The sequence below is a fragment of the Sphingopyxis sp. Geo25 genome (genome assembly GCF_949769135.1).
Classification (GTDB): domain Bacteria; phylum Pseudomonadota; class Alphaproteobacteria; order Sphingomonadales; family Sphingomonadaceae; genus Sphingopyxis.
Map to the genome: position 1 here is coordinate 226,812 of NZ_CATKOZ010000003.1, position 20,742 is coordinate 247,553.

At 65.5% G+C, this 20,742-nt stretch carries 27 protein-coding genes; 8 read left to right on the forward strand and 19 right to left on the reverse strand.

Features of this window, described 5'->3' with window-relative positions; translation table 11 throughout:
* From flgK to QOL68_RS11680, 10 genes are read right to left on the reverse strand one after another with little or no spacing between them, the layout of a single operon-like run.
* Window positions 1-1,326 (reverse strand): flagellar hook-associated protein FlgK, encoded by a 1,326-nt coding sequence (gene flgK / locus QOL68_RS11635; protein ID WP_058456567.1) that lies wholly within the window; start codon window positions 1,324-1,326, stop codon window positions 1-3.
* Complete coding sequence (locus QOL68_RS11640) at window positions 1,323-1,640, reverse strand: rod-binding protein (protein WP_082657903.1); 318 nt, start codon at window positions 1,638-1,640, stop codon at window positions 1,323-1,325. Before QOL68_RS11640 ends, flgK begins: the two co-directional genes overlap by 4 nt.
* Window positions 1,637-2,746, reverse strand: a complete 1,110-nt coding sequence (locus tag QOL68_RS11645; protein ID WP_502957390.1) for a flagellar basal body P-ring protein FlgI — start codon at window positions 2,744-2,746, stop codon at window positions 1,637-1,639. Before QOL68_RS11645 ends, QOL68_RS11640 begins: the two co-directional genes overlap by 4 nt.
* Before the next feature lie 14 nt (window positions 2,747-2,760).
* The gene (locus QOL68_RS11650; protein ID WP_282949350.1) at window positions 2,761-3,420 is read right to left on the reverse strand and encodes a flagellar basal body L-ring protein FlgH; all 660 of its coding nucleotides are present in this window, start codon (window positions 3,418-3,420) and stop codon (window positions 2,761-2,763) included.
* Window positions 3,401-4,189: a flagellar basal-body rod protein FlgG gene (gene flgG, locus QOL68_RS11655; protein ID WP_058456564.1), complete on the reverse strand. Its 789-nt coding sequence runs from the start codon at window positions 4,187-4,189 to the stop codon at window positions 3,401-3,403. Before flgG ends, QOL68_RS11650 begins: the two co-directional genes overlap by 20 nt.
* 11 nt (window positions 4,190-4,200) lie before the next feature.
* Window positions 4,201-4,944 (reverse strand): flagellar basal-body rod protein FlgF, encoded by a 744-nt coding sequence (gene flgF / locus QOL68_RS11660; protein ID WP_058456563.1) that lies wholly within the window; start codon window positions 4,942-4,944, stop codon window positions 4,201-4,203.
* Window positions 4,945-4,978: 34 nt separating this feature from the next.
* Entirely contained in the window at window positions 4,979-5,809 is an 831-nt protein-coding gene (locus QOL68_RS11665) for a flagellar hook-basal body complex protein (RefSeq protein ID WP_058456562.1), read from the reverse strand.
* A 24-nt stretch (window positions 5,810-5,833) separates the two neighbouring features.
* Window positions 5,834-6,142 carry a flagellar hook assembly protein FlgD gene (locus QOL68_RS11670; RefSeq protein WP_204992143.1) on the reverse strand — a complete coding sequence of 103 codons (309 nt, stop codon included), beginning with the start codon at window positions 6,140-6,142 and terminating at the stop codon, window positions 5,834-5,836.
* 2 nt (window positions 6,143-6,144) lie between these two features.
* Window positions 6,145-6,552: a flagellar basal body rod protein FlgC gene (flgC, locus tag QOL68_RS11675; RefSeq protein WP_058456560.1), complete on the reverse strand. Its 408-nt coding sequence runs from the start codon at window positions 6,550-6,552 to the stop codon at window positions 6,145-6,147.
* Complete coding sequence (locus QOL68_RS11680; protein ID WP_204992580.1) at window positions 6,549-6,890, reverse strand: flagellar basal body rod protein FlgB; 342 nt, start codon at window positions 6,888-6,890, stop codon at window positions 6,549-6,551. The genes flgC and QOL68_RS11680 overlap by 4 nt, the downstream gene beginning before the upstream one ends.
* A 278-nt stretch (window positions 6,891-7,168) precedes the next feature.
* Here QOL68_RS11680 and QOL68_RS11685 point away from each other — a divergent pair, with 278 nt between their 5' ends.
* The 6 genes from QOL68_RS11685 to QOL68_RS11710 all read left to right on the forward strand — a co-directional run bounded on the left by QOL68_RS11685 (window position 7,169) and on the right by QOL68_RS11710 (window position 12,213).
* The gene (locus QOL68_RS11685) at window positions 7,169-7,675 is read left to right on the forward strand and encodes a flagella basal body P-ring formation protein FlgA (protein ID WP_204992142.1); all 507 of its coding nucleotides are present in this window, start codon (window positions 7,169-7,171) and stop codon (window positions 7,673-7,675) included.
* A gap of 170 nt (window positions 7,676-7,845) precedes the next feature.
* The gene (gene flgM / locus QOL68_RS11690; RefSeq protein ID WP_058456558.1) at window positions 7,846-8,142 is read left to right on the forward strand and encodes a flagellar biosynthesis anti-sigma factor FlgM; all 297 of its coding nucleotides are present in this window, start codon (window positions 7,846-7,848) and stop codon (window positions 8,140-8,142) included.
* Complete coding sequence (locus QOL68_RS11695) at window positions 8,142-8,441, forward strand: hypothetical protein (RefSeq protein WP_058456557.1); 300 nt, start codon at window positions 8,142-8,144, stop codon at window positions 8,439-8,441. Before flgM ends, QOL68_RS11695 begins: the two co-directional genes overlap by 1 nt.
* A gap of 79 nt (window positions 8,442-8,520) precedes the next feature.
* Window positions 8,521-9,360 (forward strand): transglycosylase SLT domain-containing protein, encoded by an 840-nt coding sequence (locus QOL68_RS11700; RefSeq protein ID WP_282949349.1) that lies wholly within the window; start codon window positions 8,521-8,523, stop codon window positions 9,358-9,360.
* A complete protein-coding gene (flhA, locus tag QOL68_RS11705; RefSeq protein WP_204992139.1) occupies window positions 9,360-11,477 on the forward strand; it encodes a flagellar biosynthesis protein FlhA in 2,118 nt (705 codons plus the stop codon). Before QOL68_RS11700 ends, flhA begins: the two co-directional genes overlap by 1 nt.
* Window positions 11,467-12,213, forward strand: a complete 747-nt coding sequence (locus tag QOL68_RS11710; RefSeq protein ID WP_204992138.1) for a sigma-70 family RNA polymerase sigma factor — start codon at window positions 11,467-11,469, stop codon at window positions 12,211-12,213. Before flhA ends, QOL68_RS11710 begins: the two co-directional genes overlap by 11 nt.
* 43 nt (window positions 12,214-12,256) lie before the next feature.
* Here the strand turns inward: QOL68_RS11710 and QOL68_RS11715 are convergent, their stop codons facing one another.
* From QOL68_RS11715 to QOL68_RS11730, 4 genes are read right to left on the reverse strand one after another with little or no spacing between them, the layout of a single operon-like run.
* The gene (locus QOL68_RS11715; RefSeq protein ID WP_058456553.1) at window positions 12,257-12,754 is read right to left on the reverse strand and encodes a MarR family winged helix-turn-helix transcriptional regulator; all 498 of its coding nucleotides are present in this window, start codon (window positions 12,752-12,754) and stop codon (window positions 12,257-12,259) included.
* A gap of 20 nt (window positions 12,755-12,774) precedes the next feature.
* Window positions 12,775-13,194, reverse strand: coding sequence for a hypothetical protein (locus tag QOL68_RS11720; protein ID WP_058456552.1), 420 nt, complete (start codon window positions 13,192-13,194; stop codon window positions 12,775-12,777).
* A 22-nt stretch (window positions 13,195-13,216) separates the two neighbouring features.
* Complete coding sequence (locus QOL68_RS11725; RefSeq protein WP_204992136.1) at window positions 13,217-13,594, reverse strand: hypothetical protein; 378 nt, start codon at window positions 13,592-13,594, stop codon at window positions 13,217-13,219.
* A 48-nt stretch (window positions 13,595-13,642) separates the two neighbouring features.
* The gene (locus tag QOL68_RS11730; RefSeq protein WP_283404306.1) at window positions 13,643-14,122 is read right to left on the reverse strand and encodes a response regulator transcription factor; all 480 of its coding nucleotides are present in this window, start codon (window positions 14,120-14,122) and stop codon (window positions 13,643-13,645) included.
* 188 nt (window positions 14,123-14,310) lie between these two features.
* On the opposite strand from QOL68_RS11730, the gene QOL68_RS11735 reads away from it, so the two are divergent.
* The gene (locus tag QOL68_RS11735) at window positions 14,311-15,447 is read left to right on the forward strand and encodes an aminotransferase class V-fold PLP-dependent enzyme (protein WP_282949348.1); all 1,137 of its coding nucleotides are present in this window, start codon (window positions 14,311-14,313) and stop codon (window positions 15,445-15,447) included.
* A gap of 208 nt (window positions 15,448-15,655) precedes the next feature.
* On the opposite strand, the gene QOL68_RS11740 is transcribed toward QOL68_RS11735, so the two are convergent.
* The 3 genes from QOL68_RS11740 to QOL68_RS11750 are packed head-to-tail and all read right to left on the reverse strand — an operon-like array spanning window position 15,656 to window position 17,276.
* On the reverse strand, window positions 15,656-16,084 hold the full coding sequence (locus QOL68_RS11740; RefSeq protein WP_282949347.1) for a thioesterase family protein: 429 nt from the start codon (window positions 16,082-16,084) through the stop codon (window positions 15,656-15,658).
* 12 nt (window positions 16,085-16,096) lie between these two features.
* Entirely contained in the window at window positions 16,097-16,543 is a 447-nt protein-coding gene (locus QOL68_RS11745; RefSeq protein ID WP_282949346.1) for an acyl-CoA thioesterase, read from the reverse strand.
* A 13-nt stretch (window positions 16,544-16,556) separates the two neighbouring features.
* Window positions 16,557-17,276 (reverse strand): nitroreductase, encoded by a 720-nt coding sequence (locus tag QOL68_RS11750; RefSeq protein WP_197410190.1) that lies wholly within the window; start codon window positions 17,274-17,276, stop codon window positions 16,557-16,559.
* Window positions 17,277-17,380: 104 nt separating this feature from the next.
* On the opposite strand from QOL68_RS11750, the gene QOL68_RS11755 reads away from it, so the two are divergent.
* Window positions 17,381-18,016, forward strand: a complete 636-nt coding sequence (locus tag QOL68_RS11755) for a TetR/AcrR family transcriptional regulator (protein WP_282949345.1) — start codon at window positions 17,381-17,383, stop codon at window positions 18,014-18,016.
* Here the strand turns inward: QOL68_RS11755 and QOL68_RS11760 are convergent.
* Together QOL68_RS11760 and QOL68_RS11765 are read right to left on the reverse strand one after the other, a co-directional pair.
* The gene (locus QOL68_RS11760; RefSeq protein WP_282949344.1) at window positions 18,006-19,484 is read right to left on the reverse strand and encodes an AMP-binding protein; all 1,479 of its coding nucleotides are present in this window, start codon (window positions 19,482-19,484) and stop codon (window positions 18,006-18,008) included. The genes QOL68_RS11755 and QOL68_RS11760 overlap by 11 nt on opposite strands.
* Window position 19,485: 1 nt before the next feature.
* Entirely contained in the window at window positions 19,486-20,670 is a 1,185-nt protein-coding gene (locus QOL68_RS11765) for a serine hydrolase domain-containing protein (RefSeq protein WP_282949343.1), read from the reverse strand.
* Window positions 20,671-20,742 lie beyond the last annotated feature (72 nt).

Sequence of the window (20,742 nt, forward strand, 5' to 3'; positions counted from 1 at the left end):
TTAAATCGAGCTCAGCAGCGTCTGCATCGTCTCGCGCGCGACCTGGATCGTGCGTGCCGCGGCCGAATAGGCCTGTTGGAAACGGATCAGCTCCGACGCTTCCTTGTCGAGGTCGACCTGGCTGACATTGTCGCGTGCTGCGGCGGCCGCGTCGGCGCGCGTCGCGGCCGCCGCATCCTGCGCGCGCGCCGAAGCGGTCGCCTGCGCCTGCGTCGCCATATGCCCCGACCAGACCGTCTCGGGTCCGGTCGCGCCGCGCATCGTGCCGAACGCCAGCATATTGCCGTTGGTGCTCGTCGCATTCGCTGCGGCAACCTGTTCCGGCGTAAGCGTCGTTGCAGTGAGCGTCGCAGCGCTGGTGCCGGTGAAAAGCGGCTGCCCGCCCGCGCCGTTCGCGTCGATGCCGGCCTGGTGCGCCGCGTTGAGCTGGCTCGCGAACTGCGCCGCCATCGTGTCGAGCCCGGCGCGCTGATCGGCGACATGGTCGGCCGCCTGCGCGAACCCGGCAAGCTCGCCGGTGGCGGTCGCGAAGGGCGAACCGCCGACCGAATAGGAAAGGCGCCCGTCCGCCGCCGTCGTGACCGCGATCGGGGTGACCACACCGCCGCCGACGAGCAGGTCGCCGCTGCCGGCGACGCGCAGCGTCACCGCGCCGTGGGTGTCGAACGTCGCGCTGACCCCCGCCTGCGATGACAGCTGGTCGAGCAGCCGGTCGCGCTCGTCGAGCAGCGCCGCCTCGTTGGTCGAGCCCGGCCGCGCCTTGCGCAGCCCGACGTTGATCTGTTCGAGCGCGGTCAGATTGGCATTGAACTTGTCGACACCGGCTGCTGCCGCGCCCGAAACGCCGTCGGAAAGACCCGACAGCTGGCCGGCCGCCGTGCGGAAACCCGATGCGACGTCGTCGACCGCCTGCAGGAACTGGCTGCGCAGCGTCTTGTTCGACGGATCGGCGGTCAGCAGGTCGGCTGTCGTGTAAAGCTTGTTGAGTGCGGTCTTGATACCGTTGGTGTCGTCGCTCAGTGCCCCCTCGACGCGGTTCATCCAATCGAGCTTGGTCGCCGCTCGCTCCGAATCGCCGCCCGAGATGCGTGCATCCTCGATCAGCCACTGGTCGACCGAGCGCACCACGCCCTTGATATTGACCCCGCCCGGGGTGACCGACCCGCTGTAGAGCACCATGTTGCTGCCCGCAGGCACCTCGCCGAGCTCGAGCCGCCGCCGCGCATAGCCCGGCGTCTGGGCGTTGGCGATATTGTCGCCGACCATCGAGAGCGCCTTCGAATAGGCGCGCAGCCCCGTATAGCCGATGCTGAGAAGGTCGCTCATTGGACGCCTCCGCCAAGCGACGTCGGCCCGCCGCCGAGACCGCGGAACTGGCGCTCGACCATGTCGGCGATGCCGAACTGGCGCAATGCCGCCATCGAATCGGCGGTCTTGGCGTCGGCCATCTCGCGGAAATTGTCGGTCGCGCTCGACCCGAAAATGTCGTCGGCAAGCTTCGCCTGCCGCATCGACGCCATCAGCTGGCGCAGGATCACGGCCTCAAAAGCCTCGGCCGCCTTGCGCAGCCCGCCGTCGCCGCCGCCCGCCGCGGCGGGCGTGGGCGTCGGCGCACGGGTGGAGGAAATGGGCGTCGTCATATGATCACCAGTTCCGCAGTCAGCGCGCCGGCCTGGCTCAGCGCTTCGAGGATGGCGACAAGGTCGCCGGGAGGGACGCCCATGCGGTTGATCGCATCGACGAGCTGCGAAAGCGAAGCCGTGGGCTTGATCATCATCACCGGGCGATACTCCTGGTCGACACCGATCTCGCTCGACGGCTCGATCGCGGTCTGGCCGCGGCTGAACGGCGCGGGCTGCACCACCGTCGGCGATTCCTTGATCGAGACGGTCAGCTTGCCCTGCGTCACCGCCGCGGTCCCCACGCGAACCGCGCCGTTAATAACGACCGTCCCGGTGCGGGCATTAACAATGACTTTCGCGGGCGGTTCGGCGCGGATTACGTCGAGATTCTCGATTCGGGACATCAGGCGCATCCGCTCGTCGCCGCCACCCGAGGCGCGGATCGCGATGCTGGCGCCGTCGATCATGACGGCCGAGCCCGGCAGCGCCTGATTGATCGCGTCGGTGACGCGCTTTGCATTGGTCGCGTCGAACTGGTGGAGGTTGAAGGTCAGCTGGTCGGTCGCGGTGAACCCTGTATCAACCGCGCGTTCGACCGTCGCGCCGCCGGCGATGCGGCCGCTCGACGGCACATTGACCGTCAGCTTCGATCCGTCGGCGGCATCGACGCCGAGCCCGCCGATGACGAGATTGCCCTGCGCCATCGCGTAAATCTGGCCGTCGGCGCCATAGAGCGGCGCGAGCACCAGCGTGCCGCCGCGCAGGCTTTTCGCCTTGCCGATCGCCGACACGGTGATGTCGAGGCGCTGGCCGGGTTTCGAGAAAGCGGGCAGCTCGGCGGTGATCATCACCGCCGCGGCATTCTTGAGCGCCGGGTTGACCCCGGCGGGCAGCGTCAGGCCGAAGCGCGAGACCGCGCCCTTCATCCCCAGCGTCGAATAGTCGAGGCTGTCGTCGCCCGTCCCCGCGAGGCCGACGACGATGCCGTAGCCGGTGAGCTGGTTCGCGCGCAGGCCCTGGAACTGGCCCATGTCCTTGATCCGTTCGGCCTGCGCCGGCGCGGAAAAGCCAAGGCTCGCCAGAAGCAGCAGGAAGAAAGTGAGGAGGGTCGGACGCCTGGTCACTGGATTATCCTCTTTCAGAACGGGCTGATGATCGAGAAGAAGCGCTGGAGCCAGCCTTGCTTGCTGGCGCGCGCGATCTCGCCCTTGCCCACGTATCGAATGTTGGCATTGGCGACGCGCGTCGACAGGATGCGGTTGTCGGGACTGATGTCGATCGCGCGGACGACGCCCGAAATCTGCACACGTTCGTCGCCGCGGTTGAGCGTCAGCAATTTCTCGCCTTTCACCAGCATCGTGCCGTTCGGATAGACAGCCGCGACGGTCACACTGACCTCGCCCGACAGCGCGTTCGACTGCGACGCGTCGCCCTTGCCCTTGAACTGCTGTGTGCCGCTCGCGCCGACATCGCTCGGGTCGAACAGCGAGAACGGTCCGGTCGCCGGCGGCGTCAGGCCGATGCTGCCGTCGCGCTGGGTGTTGGCGGCGTTGCTTTTCGTCGCGGCGGTGCGCTCGACGAGCTGGATCGTGATGATGTCACCGACCTGCCCGGCGCGCCCGCCCGAGGTGAGCGGGGTGTAACCGCTCTGGAAGATCGCGCCATTGGACGGCGGCGCGGGCGGCGGCGCGGGCATCGACACCGAAAAGGCGTCGGGCGCGACCTTGTCCTTCGCGGCCGCCGGAGCCGCCACAAGCGCCAAGGCGATCAGGCCGAGTTTAGAGAGTCTGCGCGGCATTTTTCATCATCTCGTCGGTGGCCGAGATCATCTTCGAATTGACCTCATAGGCGCGCTGCGTCTCGATCATGTCGACGAGTTCCTCGACGACATTGACGTTCGATCCTTCGAGCATCCCGCCGCGCAGCGAGCCGCGGCCTTCCTCGCCGGCGCCGCCGACGAGCGGCGCGCCCGAGGCCTGCGTCTCGACGAGCAGGTTGTTGCCGATCGCCTGCAGCCCCGCGGGGTTGGAGAAGCGCGCGATCTCGATGCGGCCGAGCTCGGTCGCGCCTTCCTGTCCCGGCACGCTCGCCGACACGGTGCCGTCGGCGCCGATGGTGATGCTCGACGCATCCTCGGGGATCTGGATCTGCGGCTGGAGCGGCTTGCCGTCCGAGGTCACGATCGTGCCGTCGGGCGAGCGGCCGAAATTGCCGGCGCGGGTGTAGCCGATGCGCCCGTCGGGCATCTGCACCTGAAAATAGCCAGCACCGTCGATCGCAACGTCGAGGCCGTTGCCCGTCGTCGCGAACGTGCCCTGCGTATCGATGCGCGCGGTGCCGCTGAGCGCGACACCGGTGCCGAGGTTGAGGCCGGTCGCATAGCGGTTTTCCGCGGTCGACGGCGCACCCGGCTGCGTCATCATCTGATAGCTCAGCGTCTCGAAGCTCGCGCGGTCGCGCTTGAAGCCCGTCGTGTTGACGTTGGCGAGGTTGTTCGCGATCACCTGCATCCGGAAGCCCTGGGCATCCAGACCGGTCCGCGCGACGTGAAGGGCTCCGAAGCTCATCTCTATTCTCCTTAACGGGGCAGCTGCATCAGATTGGCCGTCGCGCTGTCCATGTCGCGCGCGTCGGTGATCATCTTGAGCTGCGTATCCCAGCTCCGGCTCGCCTCGATCATCTCGACGAGCGCAGTGGTGGCGGCGACGTTCGACCCTTCGATCGAGCGGGTGACGAGCCGTGCCTCGGGGTCGTCGGGAAGAATCCCGCCTCCCTTCACGCGGAACAGCCCGTCGATCCCCTTGACGACATCCGAACCCGCCGGGGTCGCGAGCCGCAGCCGGTCGACCTCCTGCGGATTCTGCGGGTCGCCCCCGTTCGGCACGACCCAGATCCGGCCCTCGGCATCGATGCTGATCGAGTCGGCGGGCGGGATCGTGATCGGCCCCTGCGCGCCCTGTACCGGGCTGCCGTCACCGGTGGTCAAAAGGCCACTCGGCGATAGCTGCAGGTCGCCGCGGCGGGTATAGGCTTCCTCGCCATTTTTCGCCTGAACGACGAGCAACGCATCGCCCTGTACCGCGACATCGAGATCGCGGCCGGTCTGGGTGATCGTGCCCGCAGCCATGTCGGCGCCGAGCACCTCTTCCGAGGCGACGGCGCGCGTATCGAACCCTTCGCCGTTCAGCCAGAGCGACTGGGCTTCGGCCATGTCGGCCCGGAACCCCGGCGTCTGGGCGTTGGCGAGATTGTTCGCGATCGCCGTCTGCCGGGCCATGCTGCCCCGCATCGCGGTCAGGCTGGTGTAGATGAGGCGGTCCATCTGGATACTCCCGGCAGGCGGTCAGTCGCGCGTCTTACGTGCGCATGTTGATGACGGTCTGGGTCAGCGTCGAAGCGCCCTCGATCGCCTTGGCGTTCGCCTGGAAGTTGCGCTGCGCGGCGATCAGCATCACCAGCTCCTCGGTAATGTCGACGTTCGAGCGTTCGAGCGTGCCCGACCGGATCGTGCCCATCGGGCCGTTGGTCGCAGCATCGATCGTCGGTGGTCCGCTTTCGCCGGTGGACTGCCAATGCGCGTCACCGATGGGGCGCAGACCCTCCATCGCGGGAAAAGTCGCCATCGCGACCTTGCCGAGCACCTGGTCTTCGCCGTTCGCAAAGGTCGCCGTGACGAGGCCGTCGAGGTCGACCGAGACGTTGATCAGCGAGGCCGTCGGATCGCTCGGTGCACCATCGGGCAGAACGAAGTCATAAGCGCCGGCGAGCGTGCGGTCGGTGACGTTGCCCGCAGCATCGACGGGAAGCAACTGGAGTTTCTGGCCGGTCGAATCGATGACGGTGCCATCGGGCAGCGGCGAGAAAGCGCCGTTCCGCGTATAGGTGACCTGGTTGCGCGGCGGCTCGCCCTTGACGATGAACAGCCCCTCGCCAACGATCGCGAGGTCGAGCGTCTTTTCGCTCGTCTCGTACGACCCCTGGGTGAACTGCTGGGTGATGCCGATCAGGCGCTGGCCCTGGCCCGCGACGGTTTTCGACGACTGCGTCGGCGACGAAGCGAAGATGTCGCCGAACTGCGCCTTGCTGCGCTTGAAGCCGATCGAGTTGGCGTTGGCGATATTGTTCGAGATGACCGACATGTCGGTCTGGGCGCCCTTGAGGCCCGAAAGCGAAGTATAGAACGACATGGACTTATCCTTCCTGCGAAATGATTAGGTGGTCGGGGTGGCCGGCGGCGTCGCCGGGGGTGTCTGGGCGGCCTTGATGTCCTTGAGCAGCGCGGTCTGTGCCGCGAGCTGTTCGGAAATGCTCTTCAGCACCGTGTTGGTCTCGCTGACCCCGGCGAGGCTGGAGAATTGCGCCATCTGCGCAACCATCTCCTGGTTATCGACCGGGTTGAACGGATCCTGCGACGACAGCTGCGCCGTCATCAGGCGCAGGAAATCGCTCTGGCCGAGCTGCTGGCCCTTCAGCTGCGTCGGCGAATAATTCTGATATTGCGAACCGATGGAATCGACCATGATTACTGTCCCAACCGCAGCGTTTCGTTGATCAGGCCCTTTGCGGTTTCGAGGACCTGGACATTGTTCTGATACTGGCGCGCCGTCTCGACCATCTCGACCAGCTCGGCGGCGCTATCGACCGCCGCCTCCCACACATTGCCGTCCTTGTCGGCGAGCGGGTTCGACGGATCATGACGCTTCGAGGGCGCCATCTTGCCCGTCGTGACCTGGTCGACCTGCACGGTCGCGCGGCCCTGCGCGTCCATCACGGTGCGGAACACGGGCTTCAGCGAGCGGAAGGCTTCCTTCTCGCTGCCCGCGACCGTCCCCGCGTTGGCGAGATTCGACGCAGTGGTGTTGAGGCGAACGAGCTGCGCCGACATGGCGCGCCCGCTAATGTCGAAGACCGAAAAATTGCTCATCGTCATTCGCCCTTGATCGCGCGCGTCAGCGTGTTGACGCGGCCCTGGAGGAAGGAGAGGCTCGAGCGATAGGCGAGCGCATTCTCGGCGAAGGCGGTCTGTTCGGTCGCCATCTCGACGGTGTTGCCGTCGAGCGAGGGCTGGACGGGCACGCGATAGGCGATCGCGCCGTCGGTCGAGGCGCCCTGGCTTGCAAGGTCGAGCGCCTTCGAAAAGTCGAGATCGCGCGCCTTGTAGTTGGGCGTGGCGGCATTGGCGATGTTCGACGCGAGCATCATCATGCGCTGGCTGCGCAGCTGGAGCGCCGTCGCGTGCAGGCCAAAGAGCTTCTCGGTTGCCATCATCATCTTCCCTTGCTTGCCGCAGTGGACGGGCTGGCCGGCCGGCGCGGGCACGCGGAATAACACCAAGGCATGATGCAATCGCCGTGCCAAAATCTATTTATCTTTGCTTTTCAAATATATGTGCCGGTCGCTCGATCATCCGCCGCGGCCCCGGACGGCAGCTCGTCAAAAGATTGACGTGGCGCCGTGCCACCACACGGAATTCCGCGGGAAAGCCCGACTGGCACGCATCCTGCAGTTCGATTCCGTGGAATTTTGGACCAACAAGGATTGTCGCCATGACCCGCAAGATCGTCGCCTGCCTCGCTGCAAGCCTGACCGCGCTTCCCGCTGCCCATGCACAGCAGGCGATGCAGGACTGGCAGCCCATCGACGCGATCGCGCAGACCGTCGCCAATGCGATGGGTCGCGCCGCCGTGCCGATCGATCGCCGCATCAAGCTGGCGCGCTGCCCCGAACAGCCGGCCATCACCGCGCTCGACGCGCAGACGCTCGCCGTCCGCTGTGCGCCGCTCGGATGGCGCCTGCGAGTCCCGCTCACCGGTCCGGCGGGCGCGGCGCCCATGCAAGCAGGCTTTGCCGCCCCCGCGCCGACGGCACCCGTCGTCCGCCGCGGCGACAATGTCCGCGTGACGATCGAAAGCGAGACTTTCACGGTCAGCTATTCGGCCATCGCGACGCAGGACGGCCGCCTTGGCGAGACGATCGCGCTGCGCGGCAATGACGCGAAAAACATGTTGAGCGCCGTCGTCACGGGCCCCGGCCGCGCGCGGATGACCGACTGACACGCTTCACACGACCAAGCCCCACTGGCCCGGCGGCGTCGGCATTCCGACACGCCGGGTTTCTTTTTTCATTTTTTCGGTAACCACCCCTTAATCTCCGGACGCGCCGTCCGTTAAAGCCTTGTGAGACGCATCCGCCGTTCGTTCGGGCGGGGCAGATGGAGGCAGCTATGTCGAGTGACGGCAAGATCGGACAGGTGGGCGGCGTCAGCCGCACGGCCCCCGTGCGCAAGATCGCAGACAGCACGCTTGCGGCCGGCGCGGCGCCGCTTCGCACGGCCGCGCCCGACGCGCTGGCGGGCGCGAGCCTGATCCGCATCGCGAGCGACCTCGCATCGATGCCGCCGCCGGTGGACAGCGCACGCGTCGCCTCGCTGCGCACCGCCATCAACCAGGGCGGCTACCGCGTCGACGCGGCGACGATCGCGCTCGCGATGCTGAACTATGCACAAGGGCGCACCGAATAATGCCGATCGAGGATGTCCAGGCCAAGCTCGACCTGCTGGTCGGCGCGCTCGACGGGCAGGACGCCGGCGCGATCATCGCCGCGACCGAGGAACTGGCGACGGCGGTGATCCTGTTTCGCGGCGCCGCGATCCCGGCGGGCAGCGAAGCCGAGGCGCGGACGCTGATCACCCGGACGCTGGCGCAGCTCGAAGCCGCCGCGATGCGGATCAACCTGCTCAAGGACTGGACGCGTCAGAGGATTGACATGAACCATGCGATCCGCGGCACCCGGCCTCGAGGGCTCGCCTTAACCTACTGACAAACCGTATTTTCCGGCCAGCTTCCGGAAAATGGCACGATGATTGCTTTTGGTTCCCTGAAAGAGCGGAACCCAAGGCATGAACCTGATCAACCCTTCTGCGACACCTGCTCCTGTTTCCGGGGCGCCCGGCGCCGTTCCCGTACTGGATGCCGTGCAGAATGCATCGGCGCGAACCGGGGTCGATTTCGACTATCTGGTCGATGTCGCGCGGGTTGAAAGCCGTTTCAACCCGACCGCCAAGGCACCGACCTCGTCGGCGCGCGGGCTGTACCAGTTCACCAGGCAGACCTGGCTCGCGACTTTGCATCGCCACGGCGCCAACCATGGGCTCGGCTGGGCCGCGAATGCGATCGGTAAGGATGCATCGGGGCGGTTCAGCATTGCCGACCCGATGCTGCGCGACCAGATCCTCGGTCTGCGCGACGACCCTGTTGCCGCGTCGAACATGGCGGCGGCACTGACCTCCGACAACCAGGACTATATCGAAAGCCGCACCGGGCGCGCCGCCGAGCCGGTCGACCTGTATCTTGCGCATTTTCTGGGGAGCGCGGGCGCCGCCCGCTTCCTCGGCGCGTGGAGCGACAATCCCGACCAGCCCGGCGCGACGATGTTGCCCGACGCCGCAGCAGCCAACCGCCCGGTCTTCTACAACGCCGACGGCAGTATGCGCAGCCTCGGTGAAATCCGCGAATTCTTCCGCGCCAAGCTCGAAGCCGATGGCGGCGCCGGCATGATGCCGGGCCCGCCCGCTCCGACGTCCGGCTGGCGCATGCAGATGGCGAGCGCCAGCGGCGCCAATGGCGGCGGGCGCCCGCCGCTCCCGATGATGGATATCCAGCCCATGCCGAAGAAATTGTCGATGGACTTCGCCGCGAGCGCGTATCGCCGCCTCGCCTCGCTGGGGGGTCGCGCCTGATGGGCGACCTGAAACTCGGCAACTGGCCCCGCATCGCGGGCGCCGCGGCCTTGCCCGCGGCGATGTTGATTCTCGTCGCGCTGATGGTGATCCCGGTATCGCCGATCCTGCTCGATATCAGTTTCGTCGCCAACATCATGCTCAGCCTCGCGATCCTGATGGTGGCGATGCAGGCGTCGAAACCACTCGATTTCTCGTCCTTTCCGACCGTGCTGCTGCTCGCGACGCTGTTCCGCCTGTCGCTGAACGTCGCCTCGACGCGCGTGGTGCTCGTTCACGGACACCAGGGTACGGCATCGGCGGGGCATGTCATCGAGGCGTTCGGCCAAGTGCTGATCGGCGGCGATTATGTCGTCGGGTTGTTCGTCTTTTTCGTGCTGATGATCATCAACCTGGTCGTCATTACCAAGGGTGCGGGCCGTGTCTCCGAAGTGTCGGCACGCTTCACCCTCGACGCCTTGCCCGGCAAGCAGATGGCGATCGACGCCGACCTCAACGCCGGCCTGCTCACCCCCGACGAAGCGAAGGCGCGCCGGCAGGAAGTGGCGACCGAAGCCGACTTCTATGGCTCGATGGACGGCGCCTCGAAATTCGTGAAGGGCGACGCCGTTGCCGGCTTGCTGATCCTGTTCGTCAACATCGTCGGCGGGCTGATCCTCGGCATTTTCAGCCACGGCCTCTCCTTCTCCGAGGCCGGCAGCACCTATGTCACGCTCGCGATCGGCGATGCACTCGTCGCGCAGATTCCCGCGCTGCTCCTCTCGATCGCCGCCGCCGCGATCGTCACCCGCGTTTCGTCGCCGCACGATCTGTCGGGCCAGATCGGCAGCCAGTTCGCTTCGCCGTATGTGTGGTTCGCGGTGAGCGGCGTGCTTTTCGTGCTCGGCCTCGTCCCCGCGATGCCGCAGTTGCTGATCCTTCCCGCCTCGGCCATCGCCGGCACGATCGGCTGGCAGCTGCGCAAGGCCGCGCAGGTCGCCGAAGCCGCCCCGCCGCCCGCCGCGCCCGCGCCCGACCCGCACCATATCGAATGGGCGGACGTCAGCGACGTCGGGCCGTGCCAGCTTGAAATCGGCTATGCGCTCGTTGCGCTCGTCGACGAGCGCAAGGGCGCGCCGCTGATGACCCGCATCACCGGCATCCGCCGCCAGCTGTCGAAGGAGCTGGGTTTCGTGATCCCGCCGGTGAAGGTCACCGACGACCTGTCGCTGCCGGGCAACGCCTATCGCATCGCGGTTGCCGGGGTGATCGTCGGCGAGGACGAGGTCTATCCCAATGAGATGCTCGCGCTTGACGCCGGCGACCTCGTCACCACGGTACCCGGCCGACCGTGCAAGGATCCCACCTTCGGGCTCGACGCGCTGTGGATTCCCAAGGCGTCGCAGAATGACGCGATCGCCGCGGGCTATACCGTCGTCGATCCGTCGACGGTCGTCGCGACGCACCTCAACAACAGCATCGTCGCCTCGGCGTCCGAGCTGTTCGGGCTCGACGATGCGCAGGCGCTGATCGACAATCTGAAGACGCATTATCCGCAGCTCGCGCAGAGCCTGAGCCCGCAGGGCTATGCGCTGCCGCGCGTCGCCGCGCTGTGCAAGGCGCTGCTCGTCGAGCGCATCCCGCTGCGCGACTTCCGCAAGATAGCCGAGGCGATGGTGGCGATCGCCGGCCAGCAACTTGGCGATGCCGACCTGATCGAGGCGGTGCGCCAGCGCATCGGCGCGCTGATCGTCCAGACGATCGTGCCCAGCCGGATGCCGCTGCCCGTGGTGACCTTCGCCCCCGAGATCGAGGTGCTGCTGAACCAGGCGGTGCGCGCGAATCCGGGTGCCGAATGGCCGTTCGAGCATGGCATGGCGATGAAGATCATCGAACAGATCGGCGACGCGGTCGAACCGCTGCTGCTCTCGACACGCAGTTTTGCGCTCGTCGCCTCGCCGCTCTGCCGTTCGGCGCTGTCACGGCTGGTACGAGCGACCTTCCCCGACGTCGCGGTCATTTCATACCTCGAAATCCCGGCAAACAAGGCGACCGAGATCGTCGCGACGATCGGCGCCGAAGTCCCGCGCCTGAACGCTCCCGATGCCCAGATGAAGGACGAGCCCCATGAAAACTGAGCCCGCCGATCAATTTGCGGCGGCCAAGGCCCGCGCTCCGCGCCTCGGCGGTTATGGCGAGAGCGCCGAGACGCTGATCGAGGAATATGCGCCGCTGGTGCGCAAGATCGCCTGGCAGGTGCATTCGCGCGTGTCGCGCACGAGTGACCTTGAGGATCTGATCCAGGTCGGGCTGATGGCCCTGATCGAGGCGAGCCGGACCTATGAGGAGCGCGGCTTCGCCTTCACCACCTATGCCACTACGCGCATTCGCGGCGCGATGATCGACCAGCAGCGGCGCGAGGCCGATGTCGGGCGTTCGGCGATGGCGGCGGCGCGGCGATTGCAGCAGACGCGCGCCACGCTCGAACAGAAGCTGATGCGCGCGCCAACGGCGGCGGAGATGGCCGAGGCGTTCGGTCTCTCGGCCGAGGACTATTTCGCACTGGAAAAGAGCGCGACGCACGGCCGCTCGACGTCGCTCGACGAGCTCGTCGACGAGGGGAGCTTCCTCTTTGCCGACGACCGGCCGGGCGCCGGTGAAGCGATCGAGCAGGACGGCCTGCTCAGGGCATTGCAATTATGCGTCGGCCGGCTTGGCGAGCGCGAACAGATGATCCTGCAGCTCTATTTCTTCGAAGAGCTGAATCTGCAGGAGATCGGGCTGACGCTCGACGTCAGCGCGGCACGCGTCTGCCAGATCAAACGTGATGCGATGGCGAAGATCGAACGGATGATGCGCGACATGACCGAATGAGGCCGGCGGCGGGAGGGGTGTGCCGCCAACCTCACCCCGGCAATCACGCGGCGCGGGTGTACCCGTTGCGCATCGCCGTACCGAATTTCTCGAAATAGCTGGCCATCTTCTCGGTGCCTGCCTCGGTCAGGCGGACGAGCGATCGACGACGATCGCGCTCGTCGATCGACCGTTTGACGAGACCCTGCGCTTCGAGCGCCGCGATCATCCGCAGCCCCGACGACAGGGGAACGCCCGCGCCGGTCGCGAGGTCGCTGGCGCTGAGCGTGCGGCCGTTCGCGTTGGCGAGCATGAGGTCGAGCATCATGTCCCACGTCGGCCCGGACATTTGCGCGGTGCCGAAGTGCGTCCGGCGCATTCGCCGGACCTGGATGCTGAGCGCGAGCTGGTCGACCAGCCGCGGCTGCGCCTCGGCTGTCGGCAGGACGAAGCCTGAAACCGCCGCTTGCGCCTGCTCGTCGCCACCCTTCGCCAGCATGTCGTGAATCTGGTCGATGCGCGAGCGTATTTCCGCAATTTCCTGATTCGAGAATTGCTGCATGTATCAAGACCCCTCGGGCACTAAATTCGAGCCCTGGTATCCTCTCTCCGTCTGGTCGAACCCGATGCGTACAGAATGACAAAAAGGATCGGGTAAGAGATATACATTGAAAGCAGCGCGTAGGGACGCGCCAATATCTCCGAAAACATCAGCTTCTGGACGTGACCGAAAATGGCGATCAACTGCCATCCGGTTATCCAATAGGGCCAGAAACGCTGCGTTTTCAACGCGATGACCCAGAAGCTCGCCAAGGCGACGACGTCTATCGCGAAGATACTATATTCAATATGCGACCAGTTCGGTTTCGGTGCCAGAACGGTGGTGCAGACCGAGGCGAGCAATGCGGTGTACGCTGCCCAGCGTTCCAGAGGCCCGCCGCGCCACATCGCGACGGCCACGGTGAGCAGCAGAACCCCATAATAAATCGCCACGGTCCACATGTGGTTTGGTCCACCCAGTTGCTCAGGAAGCCTTCGCCAGCGGGAAGTGCGCGATCTCGGCCGTGCCGCGATCTTCACCTGCCTCGACGAGCGACGCTTCGGGCGGCTTGACGCCGGCACCGAACATACGCGTGCCAAGGCCTACCTGCTTCTGCGTCGCGGTGAGCGCGATGTGCGCGTCGGTCAGCAGCTGGCGAACCTCGCCCGCGGCGGCCAGCGCATTGGCAACCTTCGCCATCGCTTCCTGGCCGACGATCGCCGACATGTTGATATCGCGCCGTGCGGTCGGTAGCGTCGCCGCGAGCTGGGCGATGCGGATCATCGTTTCGTCGATGGCGTCTTCGGCCTGGTGGAGTTCGGAGGCGATCTTCTTCGCCGCGGAAAGTCGTTCGTTCAGCATGTCTTCGGTCCTTGAAAGCGAATGCCGACGGTTTCCCCCCCGCAGCATTCAGGTCAAAACACGACCAAGACCAACAAGGATCGAATAGAGAGCGGAAAATGCCAATATGGTCGCGAAGGCGATCAGGATCGGCCAGATAATCCTTTCCATCAACCCGTGCCGGTTGGCCGGCTGGGACGCGGTAGGAAATGGCGAACCGATGTCGAAAAGCCGCCGGATCGAACTGCGCCCCGCACCGGCTTCATCGGCGGGGACGGCATCGCCTAGGTCGAACAATTGATATGTCAAAGGCTGATATGGCGTAACCTGGTCGAATACACCGTTACGAGCCAGGATCGTCGCGGCCTCTATTCTGTTGGAAACATTAAGTTTTTTTAGGGCGCGCCGCACGCGCTCGTCGACCGTATGCGGCGAAACATCCATAATGCGAGCGATTTCCTTGGAATTTTTGTGCTCGAAAACATGCCGCAACGTTTCAATTTGCGCGGCCGAAAGGAGGCTGATGTAATTGTCTGGATCACCCTGCACGCCTTGGCAATAGAGCATCAGGGGTCGAAATCAAGTTACGCGGAAGCATGATTCGCGTATCATGTTACCCTAAAGTCATCCGGCGAACAGTTTCGCAAACGGGCATACCGTGAACGCAAATTCTGGCTTTGATCAGCCCAAGCAATGGTTCGCTGCGCATACCGGACGGGACTGCTAGAGCATCGCGCATGCCGAACCTCTCCTGTCGCGCCCTTTTCGACATCCCCGACGATGTCGCCTATTTCAACACCGCGTATAATGCGCCGCTGCTCCGCGCTTCGCGCGACGCGCTCGTATGCGCGGCAGGCGCGAAGTTGCGGCCTTGGGAGCGCGCCCCCGCGGATTTCTTCGCCGATGCCGAAACCCTGCGCGGCGTCTCCGCGGCGCTCTTCGGCACCGCCGCTGAGAATTTCGCCATCGTGCCCGCCGCAAGCTATGGCATCAGTACCGCCGCGCGCATTCTCGAGCCGCGGTTGCAAGCGGGCGACCATATCCTGGTGGCCGCGCAGGAATTCCCGTCGAATATATTCCCCTGGCAGCGGATCGCCGCCGAGCGCGGCGCGGCCATCCGGACCGCCGGGCGTCCGGTCGATGGCGACTGGACGCGGGCGGTGCTCGCCGCACTCGATCCGTCGGTCCGTATCGCCGCACTCTCGGCGTGTCACTGGACCGACGGCGCCACCTTCGACCTTGTCGCGATCGGCGCGGCATGCCGCGCGAACGGTACGGTCCTCGTTCTAGACGTCACCCAGTCGCTCGGCGCGGCGCCGCTCGACCTCGCTGCCGTACGGCCCGACTTCATGGTTGCGGCAGGCTATAAATGGCTGCTTTGCCCCTATGGCTTTTCGCTGCTCTACGTCGATCCGCGTTGGCACGGCGAACGTCCGCTCGAGGAAAGCTGGCTGGCGCGAAGCAATGCGCAGGATTTCACGCGCCTCGCCGATTATTGCGCCGAGTATCGCTCCGGCGCGCGGCGGTACGACGTCGGCGAGACCTGTGTGACGACCGTGTTGCCGGGCGCGATTGCGGCGCTTCGTCAGATCGAACAATGGGGGATTGCGGGTATCGTGGCGCGATTGGGCGCGATCACCGACCGGATCGCGGCCGCCGTCGCGCCGCTCGGCTACGAAATATTGGCCCCGCACTTCCGCAGCCGGCACATCCTTGGCTTGTCGGTTGCCGGAGACCCGCAGGACCTGATCGGGCTTCTGCGTGCGCGCAACATCCATGTCAGCCAGCGCGGGGACGCGATCCGCATCGCGCCGCACCTGCATGTGACGGACTCCGACGTCGATCGTCTGATCGAGGCGCTCGCCGGCGATTAGTCGCGCATAAGGCCGGGACGCGCGGCAAAAGCGCGGACCGATGCCGGCGCAGACGAAAATGTCGCCCGAAATCGCGCGGGCTCTTGCATGCCGCACGGGAAGATTTTGGGGCTATTCCTTGGCCGTGCCGGACGAGAAGGCGGACCAGAATCAACGCAAACGGGATCAACCCCGCATGATGCAACGCCCGATAATGCCGTGCGCTTTCCTATCCCGTCACCCCGCCCGACGCCAGCTTTGCCGAAGTCCGCGCCGAGAATGCGGCGCCATCGATGACGGCACGCTCGTGAAACCCTTCGCCGATCAGATGGGCTTCATCGGAACAACAAACCCGGAAGCGAAGCTTGCGCCGTTCGAGGGCTTCGAGCACCACCTCGGCGGTCACACGCATGCCAACCGGCGTCGCCGCGGCGTGACTGATATCGACATGCGTGCCCACCGTCGCCTCGCCCTCGCCCAGATAGGGCGCCAGCGCCTCGATGCAGGTCGCCTCGATAAAGGCGATCATATAGGCGGTCGCAAAGACCGGCGGCATGTTCGCCATGACGCCGAGCGGCAGCGGGATTTGCGGCACCGTCAGCCTTGCGTCGACCATGATCGTCGACCGGAACGACAAACCGATGGGTGGGGGCGTCATCTTCGTCTCCTTCTACACCGCATCGGCTGTATGCCCTCCGATCATCGCTGCCGCTCGGCGATGAACATCCTCTTCGAAAGCGCACGCCTTACGCAGCGCCGTGTCGAGGTGAACCCCGGTGATCGCCGATGTCGCCGCGAGGATGCCGTCGGTCGTCCGGACCATCGAATGCTCGAAGCGCAGCACCTTTTCGCGCACCTCGACGAGGCGCGAGGTGATGGTGACCGTGTCACCCGCAACCAGCTCTCGCAGATATCGCGTCGTCTGTTCGACCGCCGCCATCCCGCGTCCGTTCGCGGCCAGATAGGCCTGCGTTAGGCCCAGTTCGGCAAAGAGGTTCCACGTCGCTTCGTCGAATTTTCCGGTGTACCACATGACGTTCATGTGGCCCATCTGATCGCAGTGCCATGGATAGACGACGCCGCGGTAGCTCAGCACTTGCGGGGATTCGTCGGTCATTCGGGTCTTGTCCTCATTCACAAAAGGTGGCGAAATCCTCGATCGGGGCGCGGCCCAGATCGAGGTTGTTTTCGGGCGCGGCTTCGTCGGCCCAGCCGAGCGACATGCCGCACACCAGCATCTCGCCTTCGGGGATGCCGAGTTCGGCGCGGATCACGCGGTGGAATTGACACCAGCTCTGCTGCGCGCAGGTGTCAAGGCCGCGCACCTTGGCGGCGAGCATGACGTTCTGCAGGAAGCAGCCATAGTCGAGGAAACTGCCGAGTTCGAGTGCGCGGTCCATCGTGAAGATGATCCCGACCGGCGCATCGAAGAAGAGGAACTGGCGCGCCATCGCGCGCATCCGGCCGTTCATGTCGTCGTGCGCGATGCCGAGTGCGGCGCCGAAGGCCGCCCCGAACGCCATGCGACGCGCAAGGATCGCCTCGGGAAACTCGGTGGGGTAATATCTATACTCTTCTTCCTGCGGCTGCGGGCCGCTGGCGAGCAAAGCGTCCACCGTCGCAGCGCACAACCGGTCGCGCGCGGTGCCGGTGACGACCCACGCCCGCCACGGCTGGATGTTCGTCCCGCTCGGCGCATAGCGTGCCACGTCGAGGATATCGCGAACCATAGCCGCTGGCACCGGGTCTTTGCGGAAGCGGCGGGCGGCATGGCGTGCTCTGATCGTCGCATCGACCATGTCGGTGGCGCCTTCGACGGAGTGCGGTTTCAATTCGGCGGCGGCAAGCATCGGAAATGTCTCCTGAGCGCATAATGTATAGTGGACGCTATACATTGATTCGTATTAAATGTAAAGTGATTGCTATACTTCCGGGGTTCGACGTGACCGAAACGATGAAAAGGGGTGATGCGAAGCGCGCGGCGCTGATCGAGGCGGCGGCGGCGCTGCTGATCGAAAAGGGGCTCGCCGGAATGACGACACGCGAGATCGCCGAGCGCGCGAAGAGCACGGAGCGCACATTGTTCAAGCAGTTCGGCAGCAAAGAAGGGCTGCTCACCGAAGTGCTCGACCGCGTCGCGATCGAACAGCTCGACCAGTCGCTGTTCATGCAGCTCGAGACCGACCCGCCGCGTACGTGGGACGACTTCGAGCAGTGGAACCGGGCGGTGATCGTCGAGCGCGCGAAGGCGCAGGGCACGGGATCGGACGCCGGCCGCATGTTTCTGGTCGAAATCCTTCAGAATCCGACCTTCAAGGCGCGCTACAGCCCGGTGTGGCTGTCGCGGCTGTGGCGACCGCTTGTCGCTTGTCTCGACAGGCTCAAAGCGGACGGGGCGATTGCGGCCGATGCCGACACCGCTTTTCTCGCGCGCTCTTTCCTCAGCCTTCATCTCGGCTATCTGGTCACGCGGCTCAACATCGCTCCGGGCCCCCATTGGGACAGCGAACGCGATGCGGCGCAGCTGGCCGCTCTGTTCCGCGCCGCCGCCGAACGCCCCCAGCCGGGCCACCGCGCGGTCAGGCGATAACCGTCGCTGCGATCCGCGCTTCGCGAAGCGCGCTCCGCCGCACCTTGCCGGCATCGTCGCGTAATTCCTCGGCGGTGAATTCAATCGAGCGCGGCATCTTGTAGCGCACCAGCCGGTCGCCGAGGAATGCGAGCAGCGCGTCCGCGTTCGGCGTCCGACGCGCGGCGGGGTCGGGACGCACGATCGCGTGGACGCGCGCGCCCATATCGTCATCGGGCAGACCGATCACGACCGCGCATTCGACGCCCGGATATTCCATCAACGCATTTTCGATCTCGGCCGGATAGATGTTCGCGCCCCCCGAAACGATCATGTCGGTGCGCCGGTCGGCGAGATAGAGATAGCCTTCTTCATCGAGCCAGCCATGATCGCCGATCGATTCATAGCCTCCCCCCGCCTGCTTCGCCGCGGCGCCGAGATAGTGATAGGTTGAGCCCAGACCACCCGGCGGGAGCAGGAATATTTCGCCGATCTCGCCCTGCGGCACCGGCTGCCCGTCCTCACCGAGAATGCAAATCTCGCACTCGACGGCGCGGCCCACCGAGCCCCGATGCGCCAGCCATTCCTCGCCGCTGATCACCGTCGCTCCCTGGCGTTCGGTGCCGCCATAATATTCCCAGATCTTCTCGGCCCCGATCCAGTCGATCCATTCCTGCTTGAGCCACGGCGGCATCGGTGCCGCCATATGCCACACCCGTTCGAGCGACGAGAGATCGGCGCCCGCGCGAACTTCGTCGGGAAGCTTCGCGATGCGGTTCATCATTGTCGGGACGAACACGACCCACGCGACCTTGTGCGATTCGATCAATGCAAGCGCCTGCGCCGCGTCGAATTTGGTCATGCCAACCAGGCTGTTCCCGCGGCCCAGCGCGATGTGCGAGAATGCAAAGGGGGCATTGTGATGGCACGGACCGGGGTTCAGCACGACCTTGCCCTCGGGCAGCCCCATCGCCGGCGCGACCGACAGGTCGACGACACCGGGCTGATGATCGACGATGATTTTCGGCCGGCCTGTCGATCCGCCCGAGGGCATCGCTTTCCAATGTTTGGGAACCCGCGTCGGAAAGGGAAGGTCGCAGCCGCCGTCGAGCCCGAACGAGACGGGCATCGCGTCGATCGCGAACGCCAGCGTTGCATCTGCCGCAATGATCAACCGCGGGCGGGCAAGGGCGACGATCGCCTTGATCTCGGCGAGCGGCAGCTTTGACGAGACGACGCACGGCGTGGCGCCGCATTTCCAGATCGCGAAGGTCAGCTCGTACAGCGCATTGCCGTTCGGCAGCGACAGCATGACGATATCGTCGTCGCGGACTCCTTGCGCGGCAAGCGCCCAGGCGCGCCGGTTCGCGCGCCGTTCGAGCTCGGCCCATGTCATGACCTCGCCATTATGTTCGAGCGCCCAGCGATCGGGGCCGAACTGGCGCGCATAGTGGCCGGGAACATCGCCGATCGGAAGCAGGTCGCCCACGTCAGCGCCCCAGGCTCTGATAGGCCGCCTCGATGATGCGGCTACCGCGGACCGATTCGCCCGGGCCTTCGACGAAGCGGTTCATCACGAAGGCGACCGACATGCGCTCGTCGAAATCGACAAGGCAGGACGAGCCGCCCTGGCCGCCCCAATAGGCGACGCGGTGCCCCGGACGATTCTGGCGCAGCGGCGATTCGAGCGCGAAGCCCATGCCCCATTTGACCGGCAATCCAAGGAGCAAATCGATGCCGTCGGCCTGCACTTCGAGCGCCCGCAAGCGCCCGGCATCGGACAACAGCGTGACGCCGTTGGCGCTGCCGCAGGCGAGCGCCGAATGGACCGTCGCGACCGACCGCGCGTTCCCCTGCCCGTTCGCGGCACCGATTTCGGCGCGTCGCCAGTCGCTGGTCGTCGAGAGTCTGGGGCTGAGGACGGGATTGAGTCCGACACGCTCGGCGATTGGATTGCCCGATGGCAATTGCTTCGGTGTCGCCTGGACAAAGCTGGCGATGCGATGATCCTCGCTGGCATCGATGCCGATATGATAGTCCGCACCGAGCGGCCCCGCGACATGGTCCGCGAAATAGCGGCCGAGCGTCTTGCCCGTGATGCGTTCGATCACCCCGCTGATGAGATGGCCCTGTGTGATCCCATGATAGCCCGACGCAGTGCCGGGCTCCCACCACGGAGCCTGCGCGGCGAGCAGCGCCGTGCTCTTTTCGAGGTCGTAGACATCGGCCCAGCTGACATCTTCCGTCCATCCGGCGAGGCCCGACGTATGGCCGAGCAGCCAGCGAACGGGGATTTCAGCTTTTCCTTCGGCCGCGAATTCGGGCCAATATCTGGCGACCGGCGCGTCGAGATCGAGTTCGCCGCTGTCGGCCAGGACGAGCGCCGCCATCGCGGTCATCGTCTTCGTCGTCGAATGGGTGGTGATGATCGTGTCGCGATCCCAGGGGCGGTCGAAGTCGGCGTCGAAATAGCCGCCCCAGATGTCGACGACAGGTTCGCCATCGACAAAGACCGCGACCGACGCCCCCACATCCTCGCCCATCGCGAAGCTCAACTCGAGCGCTTGCCTCACCGGTTCGAAGCGCGTGTCGCAATGCCCCTTGATCTTCGCATTTTCGAGATGCGGATAGCTTTCAGGCGCCGTCGATATCGACGGATTCCACTTGGCAGTCACGTATCGTCTCCCATTGCGCCGCGCATCCGGGCCGACGCCATATTCGGAAAGCTGGCTCGCCGGCGCTGCCGC

What these genes read in the sequence shown, in the direction of transcription:
- QOL68_RS11700 (WP_282949349.1), top strand. Translation starts at nt 8,521, where the DNA reads ATGAACCTGATCAACCCTTCTGCGACACCTGCTCCTGTTTCCGGGGCG.
- QOL68_RS11710 (WP_204992138.1), top strand. Translation starts at nt 11,467, where the DNA reads ATGAAAACTGAGCCCGCCGATCAATTTGCGGCGGCCAAGGCCCGCGCT.
- QOL68_RS11715 (WP_058456553.1), bottom strand. Translation starts at nt 12,754, where the DNA reads ATGCAGCAATTCTCGAATCAGGAAATTGCGGAAATACGCTCGCGCATC.
- QOL68_RS11640 (WP_082657903.1), bottom strand. Translation starts at nt 1,640, where the DNA reads ATGACGACGCCCATTTCCTCCACCCGTGCGCCGACGCCCACGCCCGCC.
- QOL68_RS11735 (WP_282949348.1), top strand. Translation starts at nt 14,311, where the DNA reads ATGCCGAACCTCTCCTGTCGCGCCCTTTTCGACATCCCCGACGATGTC.
- QOL68_RS11670 (WP_204992143.1), bottom strand. Translation starts at nt 6,142, where the DNA reads ATGGTCGATTCCATCGGTTCGCAATATCAGAATTATTCGCCGACGCAG.
- QOL68_RS11740 (WP_282949347.1), bottom strand. Translation starts at nt 16,084, where the DNA reads ATGACGCCCCCACCCATCGGTTTGTCGTTCCGGTCGACGATCATGGTC.
- QOL68_RS11680 (WP_204992580.1), bottom strand. Translation starts at nt 6,890, where the DNA reads ATGATGGCAACCGAGAAGCTCTTTGGCCTGCACGCGACGGCGCTCCAG.
- flgM (WP_058456558.1), top strand. Translation starts at nt 7,846, where the DNA reads ATGTCGAGTGACGGCAAGATCGGACAGGTGGGCGGCGTCAGCCGCACG.
- QOL68_RS11650 (WP_282949350.1), bottom strand. Translation starts at nt 3,420, where the DNA reads ATGCCGCGCAGACTCTCTAAACTCGGCCTGATCGCCTTGGCGCTTGTG.
- QOL68_RS11725 (WP_204992136.1), bottom strand. Translation starts at nt 13,594, where the DNA reads ATGCTGAACGAACGACTTTCCGCGGCGAAGAAGATCGCCTCCGAACTC.
- flgF (WP_058456563.1), bottom strand. Translation starts at nt 4,944, where the DNA reads ATGGACCGCCTCATCTACACCAGCCTGACCGCGATGCGGGGCAGCATG.
- flgC (WP_058456560.1), bottom strand. Translation starts at nt 6,552, where the DNA reads ATGACGATGAGCAATTTTTCGGTCTTCGACATTAGCGGGCGCGCCATG.
- QOL68_RS11695 (WP_058456557.1), top strand. Translation starts at nt 8,142, where the DNA reads ATGCCGATCGAGGATGTCCAGGCCAAGCTCGACCTGCTGGTCGGCGCG.
- QOL68_RS11685 (WP_204992142.1), top strand. Translation starts at nt 7,169, where the DNA reads ATGACCCGCAAGATCGTCGCCTGCCTCGCTGCAAGCCTGACCGCGCTT.
- QOL68_RS11745 (WP_282949346.1), bottom strand. Translation starts at nt 16,543, where the DNA reads ATGACCGACGAATCCCCGCAAGTGCTGAGCTACCGCGGCGTCGTCTAT.
- QOL68_RS11755 (WP_282949345.1), top strand. Translation starts at nt 17,381, where the DNA reads ATGAAAAGGGGTGATGCGAAGCGCGCGGCGCTGATCGAGGCGGCGGCG.
- flgK (WP_058456567.1), bottom strand. Translation starts at nt 1,326, where the DNA reads ATGAGCGACCTTCTCAGCATCGGCTATACGGGGCTGCGCGCCTATTCG.
- QOL68_RS11750 (WP_197410190.1), bottom strand. Translation starts at nt 17,276, where the DNA reads ATGCTTGCCGCCGCCGAATTGAAACCGCACTCCGTCGAAGGCGCCACC.
- flgG (WP_058456564.1), bottom strand. Translation starts at nt 4,189, where the DNA reads ATGAGCTTCGGAGCCCTTCACGTCGCGCGGACCGGTCTGGATGCCCAG.
- QOL68_RS11665 (WP_058456562.1), bottom strand. Translation starts at nt 5,809, where the DNA reads ATGTCGTTCTATACTTCGCTTTCGGGCCTCAAGGGCGCCCAGACCGAC.
- QOL68_RS11720 (WP_058456552.1), bottom strand. Translation starts at nt 13,194, where the DNA reads ATGTGGACCGTGGCGATTTATTATGGGGTTCTGCTGCTCACCGTGGCC.
- flhA (WP_204992139.1), top strand. Translation starts at nt 9,360, where the DNA reads ATGGGCGACCTGAAACTCGGCAACTGGCCCCGCATCGCGGGCGCCGCG.